This window comes from Oculatella sp. LEGE 06141 (assembly GCF_015207605.1).
GTDB lineage: Bacteria > Cyanobacteriota > Cyanobacteriia > Elainellales > Elainellaceae > Oculatella.
This window is the reverse complement of the sequence record NZ_JADEWO010000006.1, coordinates 105087-121234: the sequence shown is the minus strand read 5'-3', so window position 1 is coordinate 121234 and position 16148 is coordinate 105087. Positions and strand designations below refer to the sequence as shown.

Here is a 16148-nt window from a genome sequence, read left to right as displayed (position 1 = left end):
TAGCTGACTCGATTGAGAACTGCTGTAACTTCTGCACAAAACGCTACTTCTGCACAAGCGGCGCTGGAGGGTCAAACCGTCTTGGTAGCGCAGGATACAGACTAAAGAAATAATATTTATCTTTAGTCTGAACTTTGCAGGAGCTAAAGCGCCTCAGTTTGATACTATGAGCTTAAAAGCCCATACTGACAGCACTGGTACCCCAGACATGGTCACAACTTTAGAAGCGACGAAATCCCAACAGGATGTCAAACTGGGTCGAGTCCTGGTCGTTGAAGACGAAGAACTGATTCGAGACATGATTGCGATCGCCTTAGAGGAAGAAGGATACGACGTCATCATGGCTGAAGATGGGCGAACCGCTTTAGAGTTGGCCTGTCGCTCGGATGAGAAAGGGTATCCTGAAATAGCGTCTCTCGATCTGATTATTTTAGATTTGATGCTGCCATATGTGAATGGACTGGATCTTTGTCGTCTCATTCGTCACGAAGGAAACAGCGTTCCAATCTTGATGTTGAGTGCAAAGGGCAGCGAAACCGATCGCGTCGTTGGTTTAGAGGTGGGCGCAGACGATTATTTGACCAAGCCCTTTGGCATGCGGGAACTGGTTGCCCGGTGTCGGGCGTTACTCCGTCGGCATCGTCATGCTCAGCCGCGATCGCCTGAGTCGGTGTTACGGTTTCAAGACATTGCGCTCTATTCTCAAGAGTGCCGTGTGCTGGTGCGCGGCGAAGAAATTAACCTTTCGCCCAAAGAGTTTCGCATCCTGGAGTTGTTCATCAGCAATCCTCGTCGTGTATGGTCGCGCGAACAGCTAATCGAGCGAGTTTGGGGTCCCGACTTTATGGGCGACAGCAAAACGGTAGATGTTCACATTCGTTGGTTGCGGGAAAAGCTAGAGCTTGATCCGAGCCATCCAGAATACTTGATGACCGTTCGCGGTTTTGGCTACCGCTTCGGCTAGAGTCATTCGACCACCCAAAAAATAAGTGAGTTAAGTGCTTCTCGCTACTCGCATGGCAGAAGACATTCCGCTAAAAACTACTGTAGGCTAGTCGTGAGCCAAGGCATTTCTTTGGCTTACATCTACTACACCAATTGGATTTAGCTGTGGATGTTCTTTATTTTTTGCTGGGGTTTCTAGTAGGGCTGGCGCTTTTGGTGTGGCAGCAAACACGCTCAAAAGCAAGGTTCCGTTCGTTATTGCACGACATTAAAGCTGATTCAGCCACAACGCCATTTTCCTACAGCTCCCAGTTGGCTCTGGCAATGGCGCATCAGCAACAAATCTGCCAGCGTTTGGAGTTACAGGTTGAAGATTATCAAAAAGTTTTATATGCGGCTCCGGTGGGTTACCTGCGGGTAGACGACGAAAATCGACTGGTCTGGTGCAACGCTAAAGCTCGCGAACTTTTAGAAATCAACCCGGGTTCCTTTCTCAAACCCCGACTGCTGCTGGAACTGGTTCGCTCCTATGAACTGGATGAGTTAATCGAGCAAACGCGCGATGCCCAAAAGCCACAGCAAAGCGAATGGACGTTTCGACCAGCCAATGATGATCCCTCTAATCTTTGTCAGCAGGCAGGGTGCGCCCTGCGCGGGCACGGTTTCCCGCTGCTAGACCATCAGGTTGGTATCTTTCTGGAAAATTGCCAGGAGGCAGAAAACCTGAGGCAACAGCGCGATCGCTGGGCATCGGATGTGGCACACGAACTCAAGACCCCCCTCACCTCAATTCGTCTGGTCGCTGAAACGCTGCAATCTCGGATAGACCCCGCGTTACGGGGGTGGATCGATCGGCTGGTCAATGAAACGATTCGCCTGAGTAATTTAGTGCAAGATTTGCTGGAATTGAGCCAGCTCGATCGCAGTTTTCCCTATGGGTTGCCGCTCCGAGTTGCCGATTTGGTAGAACTCATTCAGTCGGCATGGTTAAACCTGGAACCGCTGGCTCGGAGTAAACATTTGCAAATCGATTACTGCGGTCCCGAACAACTGCTGATCGAAATCGACGAACCCCGCATTTACCGGGTGCTGCTGAACCTGCTAGACAATAGCATCAAATATAGCCCTCCCCGTCAGCAGATCAGAGTGCAGCTTAGCATCGAGAATCTCGATAGACTGGATATACACCAGCCCGGTCATAATTCGCCCACTCAGCAGATTTGCCTGGAGGTGATTGATGCAGGCGGTGGATTCCCAGAAAGCTCTCTACCCTACGTATTTGAGCGGTTTTATCGTGCTGACCCGTCGCGGGCGCGCAACTTCGCCTTCGAAGAACCGCAACAGATCAATGCCCCATCTCTGATTAAAACGGAAGGTGCAGACTCACGATTCGCCAACAGTTCAGACTTGCCCGATCTGAAGCATCGCAGTGGAGGCAGTGGTTTGGGGTTAGCCATTGTCCGTCAAATTGTAGAAGCGCATCACGGTTCAGTGAGTGCCAGCAATCATCCGGAAACGGGAGGGGCATGGTTACAAGTCCGTCTACCCTGGCTCAAACCAGATAGCCCCAAATGAGCATACTGGCGACTGAGCGGCGGTGACTCTTCTGCAAACCCTCGTCTTCCTGTAATATTTGTACATAAATATGTATTTCTGAGTTTGTCCGCAGTCGCTCGCTCCAGGTTCACCTCTATTTTCGTTCTATATATTCCAATGGCGGAACGGCTACAAAAGATACTTTCACAGTGGGGCGTTGCTTCGCGTCGTGAAGCCGAACAACTGATATTACAGGGGCGGGTGCGGCTCAATGGTTCTCTTGCCCAACTGGGGCAAAAGGCCGAGCCTGATGTCGATCAAATTGAGGTCGATGGCAGGCATGTTCAACCGAGCGATCGCCCTCAATTAACGTACTTGCTCTTACACAAACCCATTGGCGTGGTCTCTACCTGCAAAGATTCCTGGAATCGTACGACTGTGTTGGACTTGTTGCCTCATCAGTTCCAGCAGCGGGCGGGTATTCATCCAGTGGGGCGGTTAGATGCCGCTTCGACTGGCGCTCTACTCCTCACCAATGACGGTGCTGTTACGTTTTGCTTGACTCATCCGCGTCATCAAATTACTAAAACTTATCGAGTCTGGGTGCAAGGTCATCCGGATGCGTCGGTGTTGGCGCAGTGGCGCAACGGTGTCATGTTGGCTGGTAGACTGACATTGCCAGCTACAGTCAATCCTTTAGAGCAAAACGATGAGCAAACTCTCTTAGAAATCGAGCTGCGCGAAGGTCGCAATCGACAAATTCGGCGAGTTGCATCCCAGTTGGGGCATCCTGTGGTTCATCTGCATCGGGTGGCGATCGGGCCGATTCAACTGCGACAATTAGCTGTTGGTAAGCATCGCGCTTTAAGTGATGCTGAACTTAATTTTTTACACGCACAGGTTAAGCAATTTAACCCTTACCCAGAGGCAACTTCAATCAGTCGGTAACCTCAAGGATTGCGAGTTATGAGTAAAGATATTCCTCCGCTAGAGCAGAAACGAGTAGAAAGACTGACAGAAATTGGGAATTATTTACGCCAAGTCCGTGAGGAAAGTTTGTTTTCTCTGGACCAGGTTGCTGCAAAAACGATGATTCCAGTTCGCCTCTTGCAGGCGATCGAACATGGTCATCTCAACCAGTTGCCTGAACCGGTCTATATTCAAGGATTTATTAAACGCTATGCCGATGTGCTGGGATTAGATGGCCCCAGCGTTGCCAATGCTTTTCCTACCGAGCAAGACAGCCGCACTGTTCAGCCGTCCTGGAAAGATTCGCCTGAAGCTCAGTTGCGTCCGTTGCATCTGTATGTAGCCTATGTTTGTTTGATTGTTGTTGCGGTCAGCATGTTGTCCTATGTCGTCGGGCGATCGACACCGTGGTCTAGCCCCGGCATCAACGCCGGACAGCAAACCGCTGCGCCCGCTGCGCCACTCCCATCTGCTACGCCCCAGGTGGCTTCATCGAGTAGGCCAGAGGTGGCTGAAACGGCGGCGGACTCAAACAAGCCAGTACGAGTGGATATTAACCTCACGGCTCAATCGTGGCTCAGAATCGTAGCAGATGGCAAAACAGAATTTGAAGGGGTGTTACCGGAAGGAACGCAGCGAACCTGGTCGGCTAGTAGCCAACTCATTGTTCGGGCTGGTAATGCGGGTGGGGTAATGCTAACTCACAACGACGGACAGGCTGAACTCATGGGCGAGCCTGGAGCCGTTGAAGAGTTAACGTTCTCTGTGGCGCAACGAGCAGCCAGCTTACCCAATCCTCCCTCCGATCTACTGCCTCAGTGAATGGCGATCGCTCCTTCAACGGAGCGCCCCATTCAAAACACCAATCTGAAAAGGGCGATGGTAGAAATAACCATCGCCCTTTCTATTGTTAAATTGGCGTAGCTGCAATCCAGCCCAGGTCAACGGAATTGCGGCAGCTAAGAGGCACGACCGTACAGTTCCGTTAATGACCGCAGGCGATCGCTCCATTCTGGCTTCAGCATATCTGGCTGATAGCGCCACTGCCAGTTGTCGGTCGCTTTTCCGGGGGCATTCATCCGTGCCTCAGACCCCAGCCCTAAAATGTCTTGCAGTGGAAAAACAGCCATCACAGCGACCGTACCCAGTGCCAGCCGAATGAGATCCCAGTGAATCCCATCCTGGCTGGTACAGCCCAAATACCTCACCACGTTCTCCCGCTCCCAATCTTGCAGGTTGTTAAACCAGCCAACAGTCGTGTCGTTATCATGGGTGCCGGTATACACCAGGCAGTTATGCTCGTATTGAAAGGGAAGATATGGGTTATCCGAGCCAGACCCAAAGGCAAAGTGCAGCACCTTCATGCCGGGGAACTGGAATTTGTCTCGCAGTTCTAGCACGTCAGGGGTGATCAGCCCCAGATCTTCCGCCACCACAGGCAGCGTTCCCAGTTCCTGTTTAATGGTCTCAAATAGCTCTTCACCCGGTGCTTGAACCCATTCGCCATTAATGGCAGTTGTCTCGCCCTGGGGGACAGCCCAGTAGGCACGGAAGCCACGGAAATGGTCAACACGAGTCATATCGACAAAATCTAACATGGCCTGGAACCGCTGAATCCACCACTTAAACCCCCAGCGTTCCATCTCGTCCCATTTGTAAATTGGGTTGCCCCAGAGTTGCCCGGTTTCGCTGAAGTAGTCGGGTGGAACACCCGCCATTAAGGCTGGCTCAAACGTTTCCGGGTCGAGGTGAAAGATCTGAGGAAAGGCCCAAACGTCTGCACTATCGTGAGCAACATAGATCGGCATGTCGCCCAGGATACGAATGCCTTTCTCATTGGCATATTGTTTAACCGCAGTCCACTGCCGCACAAATTCAAACTGTAAAAACTTGTGCCCAAAAATCGACTCGGCTAGCTGCGATCGCCAGTGTTCCATCGCCTCTGGTTCACGTCGAGCGATCGCGGCATCCCACTGATGCCAACTGGCTCCGTTGTTCGCATCCTTTAATGCCATAAAGAAAGCATAATCATCCAGCCAGAACGCCTTGCTGGTACAAAATGACTCAAATTCTTGTCGCTGCTCTGGTGTCGCATTCGCCTTAAAGTTATCAACGGCCTTCCACAACAGGGGCAGTTTTACCTGAGCCACCAGATCATAGTCAACTCGCTCAGCCGGAAACTCTGGCAAGTTGGCAAAATCTTCTTCGGCTAAAAACCCATCATCTCGCAGGCGTTCGAGACTAATCAGCAACGGGTTTCCTGCCATAGAGGAATAAGACATGTACGGAGAGTTTCCATGTCCTGTTGGCCCTAATGGCAAAATTTGCCAAATTTGCTGCTTACTTTCATCCAAAAAATTGACAAACTCGTATGCCGCTGTTCCTAAATCGCCAACCCCGAATCGACCGGGCAAGGAGGTAGGGTGCAGCAAAAGACCACTGGCTCTCGGAGACTGCATAGAGGGAAAGGAGTGATAACGCTTAGAAGTAGAAGATCAACGAACCGAATCTAGCACAGCACCAGCATTGAAACTGTTGCAGTAGCGAGATTCACGATTAAACCCATTACCTACAAAAGGCTACAAGATGCAATTAGAATCAACCTCTAGCAAAAGGTGAATTTCGCTGCTGTTTAACTCTGTCTTTTGGACATGCTCAAGGCAAAGCGATCGCCATCTTACCTAAATTTGGGGTGCATTTCTCGGATGCGGTTGCTCCGCCAGGTGATTCATAGTGGTTGGGTTGCAACATCCGTCAGAGTTGGCTAACTTCTGGTGAGACGACAGTAATCATGTTAAGATGTTTGGCAATTATGAATCTGTGTTGGAGAGGTAGACCCGTTCATGGAAGCAGTGATGCTGTTGGCAAAGTTGCCCGAAGCCTACGCTATTTTCGACCCACTGGTTGATGTTCTGCCCATTATTCCAGTCTTTTTCTTTCTGCTGGCGTTTGTCTGGCAGGCAGCGGTTGGTTTTAGATAAATTTTCATCTAAAGCTAGTTTGAGATCAACGATTTATGAGAAAAGGGTGCTGGTATCAGCACCCTTTTCAAGTTTTGCTTAGCAAGCACCGTTTAGGACGGGTTTCTGGTGCCGATGGCTTTTTGAAAGGCAGGCCGTTCTGATAACCGTTGAATGTAATTCACTACGGCAGGATACGCACTCAGGTCTAGCTTGAGCATAAGTGGGATATAAGCCAGCATCGACCCAACGGCTACATCTGCCACGCTAAACTCTTCACCTAACAAAAACGGATGATGTTCTAACCGCTGATTCAGGGGTGGGAACAGTCGCGGCATTTCGCGATCGCGGCTGGCTTCTACAAAAATACCGGGTCCCAGCGTGGCATTGGCAAAAAGAGTCCATTGAGCCGCGATCGCTCGCTGCTCCGGGGTGGCAACCGACCCGTACTTTTCAGCCAAATACAGCAAAATAGCACCCGACTCCCACAGCACAACGTCGCCATCAACCACGGCTGGCACCTTCCCCATCGGGTTGATGGCCAGGTAGTCAGGCTTGAGATGCTCTCCATTTTGCATGTCGAGCATGACAAACTCGTAGGGCACCGCTAACTCTTCGAGATACCACTGTACGATTGATGCCCGACTGCGGGCACCACCATAGAGCTTCAGCATCAAAGCACCTCGTGCGTGTAGGCGTGTTGCTTGACGTTGTCCTCCGTTTTGATGATGCGTTCAGAGTTCAACACACGTTTCCGCTCGGTCGAGAAGTGAAAATCGCTTCTCATGGTTCCTGCCGGAATGTAGGACTGTGCCTGCGGTCGAGCTTTGTAGGTACGGGTTGCGGCGATCGCTCTAAATACAAAGTCGTCACACAACTGAGTTTCAGCCGGAAAGTCACTTGGCAAGGAAACATGTTCACCAGCAACGAGACTGCCAATTTGGGTGCCATACGCCATGTTGTAGGACGTTGGAATACCTTTAAGAATCGTTTCTAGCGCTGCCGATGGAATGGGTTCTGCCACTTTAACCTCATGAACCTCGCCATCATCCTTAATGAAGCAGGTCGCTATACCAACAACTACGTAATCGTCGGCAGCAATGTCGGGGGCGTTGGGATAGGTTCGTTCAGTCGTCATAGCTAGGTTTAACCATCTATCTAGAGAGGGCGTGCGAATAGGCAGACTGTAGCAGGTCGATCGCGTATTCACGGACGATCGCCTCCCCCGCATTGTAACGCTAGAGGTTCCACGCACTTACAAAGCATTGCAGACCCGTAACAAATCGCGTCTCTCCATAACAACACTCTATGGGGTTAGAGAATGCTTCAGGAATTCTACTGACATCATTTGTAGTTCTAGTAGCGGATTCGTAAGCATCGAGTCCAGACAGGGGTTAGCTTCTACTCGCTTCAATCAATTTTGGTTGAAATTCAGCCGCTTCTGGCAATTCAGTACTTTCAACCTAACATTCCCCTCTAAGACACATTATCAAGTGACATATGGATAGATTCCGAACAAAACCAAATTCGAGACACTGGATTTATGGGTTTGTGGGTCTCCGGCGTTTAACTGATCACTTGGGCTGAATCTACTGTGAGGATGGCATGAATACACAATCTTCATCGAGTCGCAGAAGTTGCAATCGCGGTTTTTGCTCCAACGAACTAACCGCTCATAAAGTAGGGCCTACGGCTTATCGTACACAAAAGCGTTGGCACTCTAAACCACCGTCTAAATCGAGCAGCACCACCCGGCAAAAGCAGTCGGTTGGAACGTTAAGTAAAACGGAGTTAGACAATCGCCTGCGTCAGTCTGCTTTGGCTAAAGCAAAGCAGGGGCACCACGAAGATGCGATCGTTCTCTTCTCCCAGTTGATTCAACGAAACCCAGATAGCGCTAACGACTATAGCAATCGAGGGCTAGTTTACTTCCAAAGCGGTCAGTTCGATGCAGCTCTGGCAGACTACAATACAGCGCTTGATTTGAACCCTCGCCTCGATAGCGCTTACAACAACCGCGCCAACTACTACGCCTCACAAGGGCAACTGCTAGAAGCGATTTTAGATTACGACACGGCTCTCGATCTCAACCCCGGCAACATTCGCGCCTGGATCAACCAGGGCATTACCTTCCGGGATTTACAGATGTATGACCAGGCCATTATTAGCTTCGACCTAGCTCTGCATTTTGGGCGGTTTGAAGGCCATACCTACGCCGAGCGGGGGCGTACCTACCATCTCTGGGGCGACTGGAACTGCGCGATCGCAGACTACAAACGAGCTTTAGAGCAGCTTCCTGAAGTGTCCCTGTCGGTTGCTGATCCGTCTTTGCGGTTGCGGCTGCAAGTGGAAGGGTGGATGGATGAACTGCTAGAGCCGCTGCAACAGTAGGAGCTGGCACAGTGCAAAATCGATGCGGTGCTAGATGCAGTGCCAGACACGGTGCTAGACAAAGCTAAGACGGGTTCAGTCCAGATGCATGAGCACGATCTGGCATGAGCAAGACATGCCCGGAACTGATACCCGTCAGCACTGGAGTAAGGGTGCGATCGCCAATCAGTCAATTGAAATAGACTGGGGGCCGCTACTTTTGCCGTTATGGTTGTCCGCAGAGGTTGTGGAGTAAGACGATGTTCCCGTCTGCTGATTGAGCCAGTTTTTCACCGGATCATCTGCCAGGTTCAGGCGCAGCATTCCCGAAAAGAAGCCTCCCAAGAACTCCAGCGGATGACCTGTCAATTCTTTGAATACAGGCGATAGTTCGTCTAAAAACATCGTGAAAGCCTCTCAAGGTTCGTTGTGCTTGCCCGATCCTAGCGTGAAATTCTGTCTAGAGCTGGACTGAAAGGAAGATATCGACACGCTGAGCCGATGCAACCTTGCCACGAAAGCGGCAAGCACCGCCCAATGGCATCTCTATTGCCAACCAAAAGCAGAGGACATTTGGCAAAACATCCTCCGCTCTCAGCTAACGTCCGTGAACAAACTTCTAGCTACCCTTGCTTTTCGGGGAACATGCACTTATCGGAATCGCAACCGGCAGGCCCCGCTTCGATCAGTTCTCCTGCATCGTAGCGGCTGAGCGCTTGATGAAAGTCTGCCGTTTTACGGCGCTCCAACACCTGATTGGTGTACTGCTCATACTCGACCTTAGAAATGGGTTCAAACGGTAAACGGGGGAAGGTTTGATGGTCGTCAAACCGGGCGAGCAGTGCGGCAGAGATGTATCCTTCGTTAGCCTGAATTGCCTCGTAGATTCGAGTTCCTAACGCTTCGACTTCAGCTTCTCGCAGTTCTATCGTGGCAGAGGTATTGTGCGTGGTGTAATGCTTTTGCACCTGAAGGCAGAAATCCATTTGTGCCAGGGCAGAAAATTTCGAGATATCGACTTCGTCTGCACCCGGTATGTTGGCCCAGGGCACTTCAACCGGAATTTCTACCAGCCATTCGGTGCAGCGTGGATCAAACGGGTCGTCGAGCAGTTGCCCGTTTTCATCTTTGTCGGTTTGTGATGGCACAATGTTGTACCCATACTCAAGACAGGCCAACGCCACTGGATCGTTTTTGCGGAAGGTAATGCGACGCAAGAACCGTTGCGCTTTGGGAGGATGCCATCCAGGGCTGGCACCCGATAGAAGAGATTTTGTGCCAGCGGGTTGAACGGTAGTACAGCGGTTGGGACGCTTGAGGTTGTGGCGATCGCAATAATTCCACACAGTGCGTTGCACGATGTCCTTCCATCGGCTCAAATACTGCCGCTCTTTTTCCTTAAACTCCAGACCCTTCATCGTATCAGGGCGGCCTTCTGTCCACCAGTGAAGCCATTCCACCCCAAACGCCTGAACGAAGAAGTCGAACAGGCCAGTAAACGAGACACCCACGATTGGGTCGAGTTCGCGAGATTGCTGATAGCGTGGCTCCAGAAACCGGTGGTTGAGCAATGCGGCAACCGACAGCGCCCCGGCCGTAAATGCCTCTTCCTGTTCCTTAACGTTATGCGGGTCAAGCTGGTTCAGGTGAACTTCAGACAAATTGCAGTGGAAGTTGTCACCCAGGATCTCACCGCAGGGATTCAGTCCGTAGCGACCTAGCCGATGCGCTCGTTCCGTTTCTGACATCTGGGGAGCATGGTGCTGCAACCACTCTGTGGCAGTTCCTTGTTCGTAAGCGGTCAAAAAGGCTGTTTTTTGCTCTGCGGTTGTGAACAAATCGGCATTGGAGCGGGCGATCGCCTCTCCTGCCCACTGAATCGCACCTTCTCCTGAATAGAACTGTTTGCGAACAGCTTCCAGACATTCATCTAGCGTCGGTTTGTGGTGAAACACTCGGGTGTGGTTCGCCATCCGCAGCACGTCCCTTTCGGGGTCAATACGCCAGTTGCCTGCTGCATCCTGCTGCCAGAGATTATCTTTGGCATTGGCAAAGGCTTCATCACCACTGCCGCTTTGCCGCATTCCTGCACTTCGCCTGATGTTGCCTGCCACCACACATGCCGCTGCTTCGTCAATCAAAATGCAGCATTCCACGGAGGTAAGCTGACGGCCTAGCGCTTTGTTGAGAATATTGGCGCACCGCTGGTAGAGTCCGGGTAACCGAACTGGATTGGCAACGCCACCAAAGCCGTTGAGCCGCTCTCCGGCAGGGCGAACATGGCTGAGGTCAATCATCACCTGAACATCGCCAGAGAACTGCTCATCTGTAGAGAGTTCCAACAGAGTTTGGTAGGAATTGACCCATCCCTGACGGCTATCGCCCACTTGCAGATGAACCTGGGTACCTTCAACTCGAACCGTGGTTTCGTGCTGGCGTTGCTCGACTGGCGTGGTGCCAATTTCACCCTGCATTGTGATGGTGAGCCGATTGCGAATAGACGGCAACTGGCTGATGTATTTGGGTTCAAGAACGGCTCCGGTACCGCATCCCATCATTGCCAGATCCATCATTAGCCCAAAGGCTCGCCAGTCCACCACGTTGGTACTGGTGCAGTTGTATGCACCCGAAAAGTTTTCGGGCTTTTCAACCCAGCGAGTGCCACCGACCCATAGCCACCGTCCAGAGGGCAGGCTTTTGAGTTGATGCTGCATCCGTTTGATCAATGCGGCTTCCTCGGAGGTCAGGTTGCCCAGTTGAATGATGCCGCTCAGGGTGCGATCGCACACCTCTTCCCACGTCTCGCGTACATTTTCAGCCGCTTCACCCCGACGGCTATAGGTGCGGTAAAACACCGGATTGGCAGCAGGAGCAGACTCAGGAAAGTTGAACTGGCGAATGCGTTCGATATCTTGAACCATAGGTCAAATCTCGCGGGTGTGGACGTGATGCTCGAAAAACTGTTCTATGTTGGGTTGAACACTAGATGTATGGCAAAAATGCCATACATTGAACAATATACGCTAAAGCTGAGGTGATGGGCTACGGGCTATGGGCTATGGGCTAAAACGGCAAATCCCCACTCAATGCATCTGGTGTTCTCAGATCTGAATGGGGACTATTTGTAGATATTAAGTTGAGAGGCAAGCTTGAGCGACGACGTTATCGATAGCTCTTGCGTCTAATGTAGGTCGCAATGACCTCTTTATGCTGTCTTGAACGGGAAGCTTGCTCGCTTTGCAGCGACAGCCAGCGATCGCGAATCAAGGTTTTAAGCAATTCAGTGCTTGTTGTATTTTCAGCGGCTAAGAGATCCGCCAGGTAAATTTCTGTTTGTTTATCCAGGTCTGTAACCAACATTAAAAAGCATCTCATCTACAAGGGCATAGTTTTTTACAATAGCGAAACTAACGGTAGGCAGCAAAAAAGTTAATCTAATTTACCAATTAGTTAACCTGACTCAACCGTTCTTTGGCCGCACTCAGGGCTTGCTGCACCTGAGCAAATCCGGTTCCGCCATAGCTGTTGCGGGCTGCAACCACTTGACGAGGGGCGATCGCTTCATAGATATCCGGCTCGAAGGCCGGGTGAATGGCTTGCCATTCTTCCAGGGTCAAGTCTTTGAGCAGTTTACCAGAGACAAGTGAGGTTTTAACGACCTTACCCACCATGTTGTATGCCTCGCGGAACGGAACGCCCTTAGCGGCTAAATAGTCGGCTACGTCGGTCGCGTTCGAGAAATCTTCGGTAACGGCTTGATTGAGGCGATCGGTACGAAACTCCAACCCTTCTTGCATCAAAATTGTCATGGCTTCCAGGCAAGCCCGTACCGTTTTAACGCTATCAAACAGGGCTTCTTTGTCTTCCTGTAGATCCTTGTTATAGGCCAGCGGCAAGCCTTTCATCAGCACCAGCAAGGCTTGCAAATGCCCGAACACTCGTCCAGCTTTGCCCCGTACCAGCTCCGGCACATCCGGGTTCTTCTTCTGAGGCATGATGCTGGAGCCAGTCGCACAACTGTCCTTCAGGGTGACAAACCGAAACTCTTCAGATGCCCACAAAATTACTTCTTCGGATAGGCGGGACAAATGCACCAGAATTAAACTGGCAGCGGCTACAAACTCAATGGCAAAATCGCGATCGCTCACTCCATCCAGGCTGTTAGCGTAAACCTGGCTAAACCCCAGCAGGTCGGCAGCATAATGGCGATCGATTGGAAAGGTGGTGCCCGCTAGCGCTCCAGATCCCAGGGGGGAGATATCAACGCGGCGATACACATCTCCCAGGCGTTCCCAATCGCGCTGAGTCATTTCAACATAGGCCAGCAAGTGATGCGCCAGACTGAGGGGTTGTGCCCGTTGCAAATGGGTGTAGCCGGGAATCAGGGTTTCAACATGCTGCTCGGCCAGGGTAAGCAACACGGTTTGAAACGCACGCAGTTGAGAACGAATCTGGTTAATTTGATCGCGCAGATAGAGACGCGTATCGGTGCCGACCTGGTCGTTGCGCGATCGCGCCGTGTGCAGCTTTTTGCCCGTATCACCAATCAACTCGGTGAGCCGATGTTCTACGGCAAAGTGAACATCCTCAGCATCAATCCCAGGTTTAAACAAACCCTTACGGTAGTCCTGTCGAATTTGCTCTAACCCTGAAACGAGGGCTTCCCCTTCTTCAGATGAAATGATATTGGTATGCGCCAACATCTTGGCGTGAGCTTGCGAACCAGTGATGTCGTACTCGATTAGCTCAATGTCGAAACTAATGCTGGCGTTGAACTGGGCGATCGCCGGGTGTAAAGCCGTTTCAAATCGCTGGCTCCAGGTTTGGGGTTGTGCAGATGGGTTCACCAAGTTAACTGTCCCGAATGTGCTTCAAAACGTTTGCCTAGAACTCTTGATTAAAGCAGAAGCGGGGGCAATTGTTTGTCATGGTTTAACCGTAACTGGTCAAACTTTTAATGACGTAGCCAAGAATGAACCCAATTAGCAATGCCCACACTTGCCCAGACTCAATGAAATTGTCCATGCTGTCCCAGAAGCCATCAAATACATTGGTCTGGAATTCTTGCGCCACAATCGGTTGCAGAGTAGAGTACTGGCCGAGGGTATGCCAGGACTGGTCAAAGTAGCTGGTGCTGTTCAAGTCAGCCATAGATATTGGTACAGAAGAGTTAACTGGCATGGGGGATTATCTCTCAGATGAAGGGTGTAATGATGATCAACGGGATGAGGGCAAGCTAAACCACATATCCGCTTAAGATATCCGCTTAAGTTTACCCAGGCCATTCGTGAATGAAACGCTGTCAAGCAAAACAATGAGGACTGGCAACGGCCTTTAGCCAACAGAACCAGCGATGGTTGATGAACCCAAATCGAGTTTGAATCGATCATCAATAGCGTCGCAGATTTTCGACCGTTGTAAAGAGGCAATTTCTGGTTGATAGCCAAATCTACCCCCACCGATGCAAAAACGGTCTGGTTGATTTGAGAGGATTGTTAGTCAATCAGGAGCCAGTTCTGAAACTGAAAAACGTTCCAGCCCCAGGGCAGCACCGCGATCGCTTCAGTTTGCCAGCCTCAATTGAGCGGTTACGGCTCAGGTTCACTCAGCGGTGAGCAGAATGCTACTCGGCAGGCGACATTTGCAGAACGATCAGCGTCATATCATCGTCGTTGTGGCGATCGACACCAATAAATTGCTGCACCTGGTTGAACAGATGGTCTAAAACACCCTGCGGCCCATCGCAGTGATGGCATGCCCACTGAAAGGCCTGAATCAGATTTTCTTCATCAAACCGACTACCGCTTTGATTGGCCGCATCTGTAAAGCCATCGGTGTAATAGATAATTGTGTCGCCCGGATTAAGCTCCACATGAGCATCGTGGTAGCGAGTATCCATGTCTAACCCAATCAACATGCCCAGCGTATCCAGGCGCTTGATGGTGTTCGTTGCGGCTTGCCACAGCAAAGGCGGATGATGCGCTGCATTGCTGTAAGACAGAGTGCGCGTAGCCGGGTCAAACTCGGAGTAAAACAGCGTCACAAAGCGGTTGGAGTTTTCCAGGTCGCCATACATGACGTGGTTAAGGTGTTGCAAAATTCGAGCGGGTGAGTGACCGTTCAGCACCTCTGCTCGCAGCATTCCCCGCAGCATGGTCATGATTAGCCCAGCAGGAACCCCTTTTCCCATAACATCGCCAATGGCAATGCTCCAGCGTCCTGGTTCGCCTCGTCCCGTCTTACGAGGACGAATTTGATCGTAATTAGCCGGGATGAAATCGTAGTAATCGCCACCCACGCGGTTTGCCGTCTGGCAGCGGGCGGCCAGTTCAATTCCTTTAATTTGAGGGCACTGACGCGGCAGCAGTTGATGCTGAATTTCAGCACCAATTTCGAGTTCTCGGTCGAGGCGTTCTTTCTTACGGAGTTCTACCGTCAGCTCATCGTTTTCGATCGCAACAGCCGTTTGGTCGGCCACAAGCCGCACTAGCTTTTGCCGAGTTTCGGTCCAGGCATAGTCTGGATCGCGGCTGAAGACATAAAGCCGCCCTCGTTCTGTATTTTTGGCTAAAATTGCCGTTCCAAATAGCTGAATTTCAGACCCCAACGAGTGGCTAACATGGTGATCTAACGCGGTGGTCAGATTGCTGAACGGCACGACTACTTTGCCGGGAGACGGCACCGTTGATGCTGTTAACTGGCGAGTCGCGGTTTCCAATGCCTTGCGAATATCGTGACATTGGTGGCTGTCCTGGCAGTGCAGCCGTTCTAACCGCATTTGGCCGTTGGGTTTGAACAACACCAAAGCGCCCCCGTCTGCATCCGTAACCCGACTGGCAATCAGCGGCGTTAGCTCTAAAAACTGATTCAAGTTTTTAAAGCTTCGCAGTGCAAACCCCAACGAACTGAGCAAGTCTTGAATCTTGTTTTGCTCACGATGCAGGCGTGATACCAGTTCCTTCAGCGCAAAAACAGGCGTGATGTCTGACGGTGAACTGCCACCATCAGTATCAGGAGATTGGGAAGGCTGTCGAGGGACGGGCACAGCAGTCATTGGACGAAGGAGGGACTGAATAAGCTTAATTTATAACAGCGGAATGTCACTGAATTTAATGAAACAACCTGTGGAGCCGCAACTTCGGAATGGTTGGGATAAATTCTAACGAATACCAGGGGATTTCAATATAAATTTCTACCCGATTCGGCTCGTTAGAGTTAACACAAGCTTGACAAAAGCGATTTGATTTAGTTTAAGGGTAAACTCAGTCCTTTTCACAAGAAACACGCTTGACACGTTAAACGCGGTGATTTCTGTCTATATCGTTTTATCACCCCTTCCTTGTTCTGCAACCACCTGGGGATTCGTGT

At 51.0% G+C, this 16148-nt stretch carries 15 protein-coding genes; 6 read left to right on the top strand and 9 right to left on the bottom strand.

All coding sequences use genetic code 11. From position 1 onward, the window contains the following. Positions 1 to 208 precede the first annotated feature (208 nt). From IQ268_RS06650 to IQ268_RS06635, 4 genes are all read left to right on the top strand, one after another. On the top strand, positions 209 to 964 hold the full coding sequence (locus tag IQ268_RS06650) for a winged helix-turn-helix domain-containing protein (RefSeq protein WP_193876793.1): 756 nt from the start codon (positions 209 to 211) through the stop codon (positions 962 to 964). A gap of 146 nt (positions 965 to 1110) precedes the next feature. Continuing rightward, positions 1111 to 2520, top strand: a complete 1410-nt coding sequence (locus IQ268_RS06645) for an ATP-binding protein (RefSeq protein WP_193876791.1) — start codon at positions 1111 to 1113, stop codon at positions 2518 to 2520. Positions 2521 to 2658: 138 nt separating this feature from the next. Further along, positions 2659 to 3429, top strand: coding sequence for a pseudouridine synthase (locus IQ268_RS06640; protein WP_193876789.1), 771 nt, complete (start codon positions 2659 to 2661; stop codon positions 3427 to 3429). An 18-nt stretch (positions 3430 to 3447) separates the two neighbouring features. Beyond that, positions 3448 to 4272, top strand: coding sequence for a RodZ domain-containing protein (locus tag IQ268_RS06635; protein WP_193876787.1), 825 nt, complete (start codon positions 3448 to 3450; stop codon positions 4270 to 4272). A gap of 137 nt (positions 4273 to 4409) precedes the next feature. On the opposite strand, the gene malQ is transcribed toward IQ268_RS06635, so the two are convergent. Then, a complete protein-coding gene (gene malQ / locus IQ268_RS06630) occupies positions 4410 to 5909 on the bottom strand; it encodes a 4-alpha-glucanotransferase (RefSeq protein ID WP_193876785.1) in 1500 nt (499 codons plus the stop codon). A gap of 384 nt (positions 5910 to 6293) precedes the next feature. Between malQ and IQ268_RS06625 the strand changes: the two genes are divergently transcribed. Then, positions 6294 to 6431 carry a photosystem II reaction center protein K gene (locus tag IQ268_RS06625; protein WP_193876783.1) on the top strand — a complete coding sequence of 46 codons (138 nt, stop codon included), beginning with the start codon at positions 6294 to 6296 and terminating at the stop codon, positions 6429 to 6431. 92 nt (positions 6432 to 6523) lie between these two features. Here IQ268_RS06625 and IQ268_RS06620 read toward each other — a convergent pair whose 3' ends face one another. Together IQ268_RS06620 and IQ268_RS06615 are read right to left on the bottom strand one after the other, a co-directional pair. Further along, complete coding sequence (locus IQ268_RS06620) at positions 6524 to 7084, bottom strand: glutathione S-transferase family protein (protein WP_193876781.1); 561 nt, start codon at positions 7082 to 7084, stop codon at positions 6524 to 6526. Next, positions 7084 to 7548, bottom strand: a complete 465-nt coding sequence (locus IQ268_RS06615) for a hypothetical protein (RefSeq protein WP_193876779.1) — start codon at positions 7546 to 7548, stop codon at positions 7084 to 7086. Before IQ268_RS06615 ends, IQ268_RS06620 begins: the two co-directional genes overlap by 1 nt. Positions 7549 to 8015: 467 nt before the next feature. Between IQ268_RS06615 and IQ268_RS06610 the strand changes: the two genes are divergently transcribed. Then, complete coding sequence (locus tag IQ268_RS06610; protein ID WP_193876777.1) at positions 8016 to 8801, top strand: tetratricopeptide repeat protein; 786 nt, start codon at positions 8016 to 8018, stop codon at positions 8799 to 8801. Positions 8802 to 8966: 165 nt separating this feature from the next. On the opposite strand, the gene IQ268_RS06605 is transcribed toward IQ268_RS06610, so the two are convergent. The 6 genes from IQ268_RS06605 to IQ268_RS06580 form a co-directional block, all read right to left on the bottom strand. Beyond that, positions 8967 to 9185: a hypothetical protein gene (locus tag IQ268_RS06605; RefSeq protein WP_193876775.1), complete on the bottom strand. Its 219-nt coding sequence runs from the start codon at positions 9183 to 9185 to the stop codon at positions 8967 to 8969. Between the two features lie 218 nt (positions 9186 to 9403). Further along, positions 9404 to 11701, bottom strand: a complete 2298-nt coding sequence (nrdJ, locus tag IQ268_RS06600; protein WP_193876773.1) for a ribonucleoside-triphosphate reductase, adenosylcobalamin-dependent — start codon at positions 11699 to 11701, stop codon at positions 9404 to 9406. Positions 11702 to 11942: 241 nt separating this feature from the next. Continuing rightward, entirely contained in the window at positions 11943 to 12140 is a 198-nt protein-coding gene (locus IQ268_RS06595; RefSeq protein ID WP_193876771.1) for a hypothetical protein, read from the bottom strand. 86 nt (positions 12141 to 12226) lie between these two features. Beyond that, entirely contained in the window at positions 12227 to 13627 is a 1401-nt protein-coding gene (argH, locus tag IQ268_RS06590) for an argininosuccinate lyase (RefSeq protein ID WP_193876905.1), read from the bottom strand. Positions 13628 to 13712: 85 nt separating this feature from the next. Continuing rightward, entirely contained in the window at positions 13713 to 13931 is a 219-nt protein-coding gene (locus IQ268_RS06585) for a hypothetical protein (protein WP_193876912.1), read from the bottom strand. A gap of 472 nt (positions 13932 to 14403) precedes the next feature. Further along, complete coding sequence (locus IQ268_RS06580) at positions 14404 to 15834, bottom strand: GAF domain-containing SpoIIE family protein phosphatase (RefSeq protein WP_193876769.1); 1431 nt, start codon at positions 15832 to 15834, stop codon at positions 14404 to 14406. Positions 15835 to 16148 lie beyond the last annotated feature (314 nt).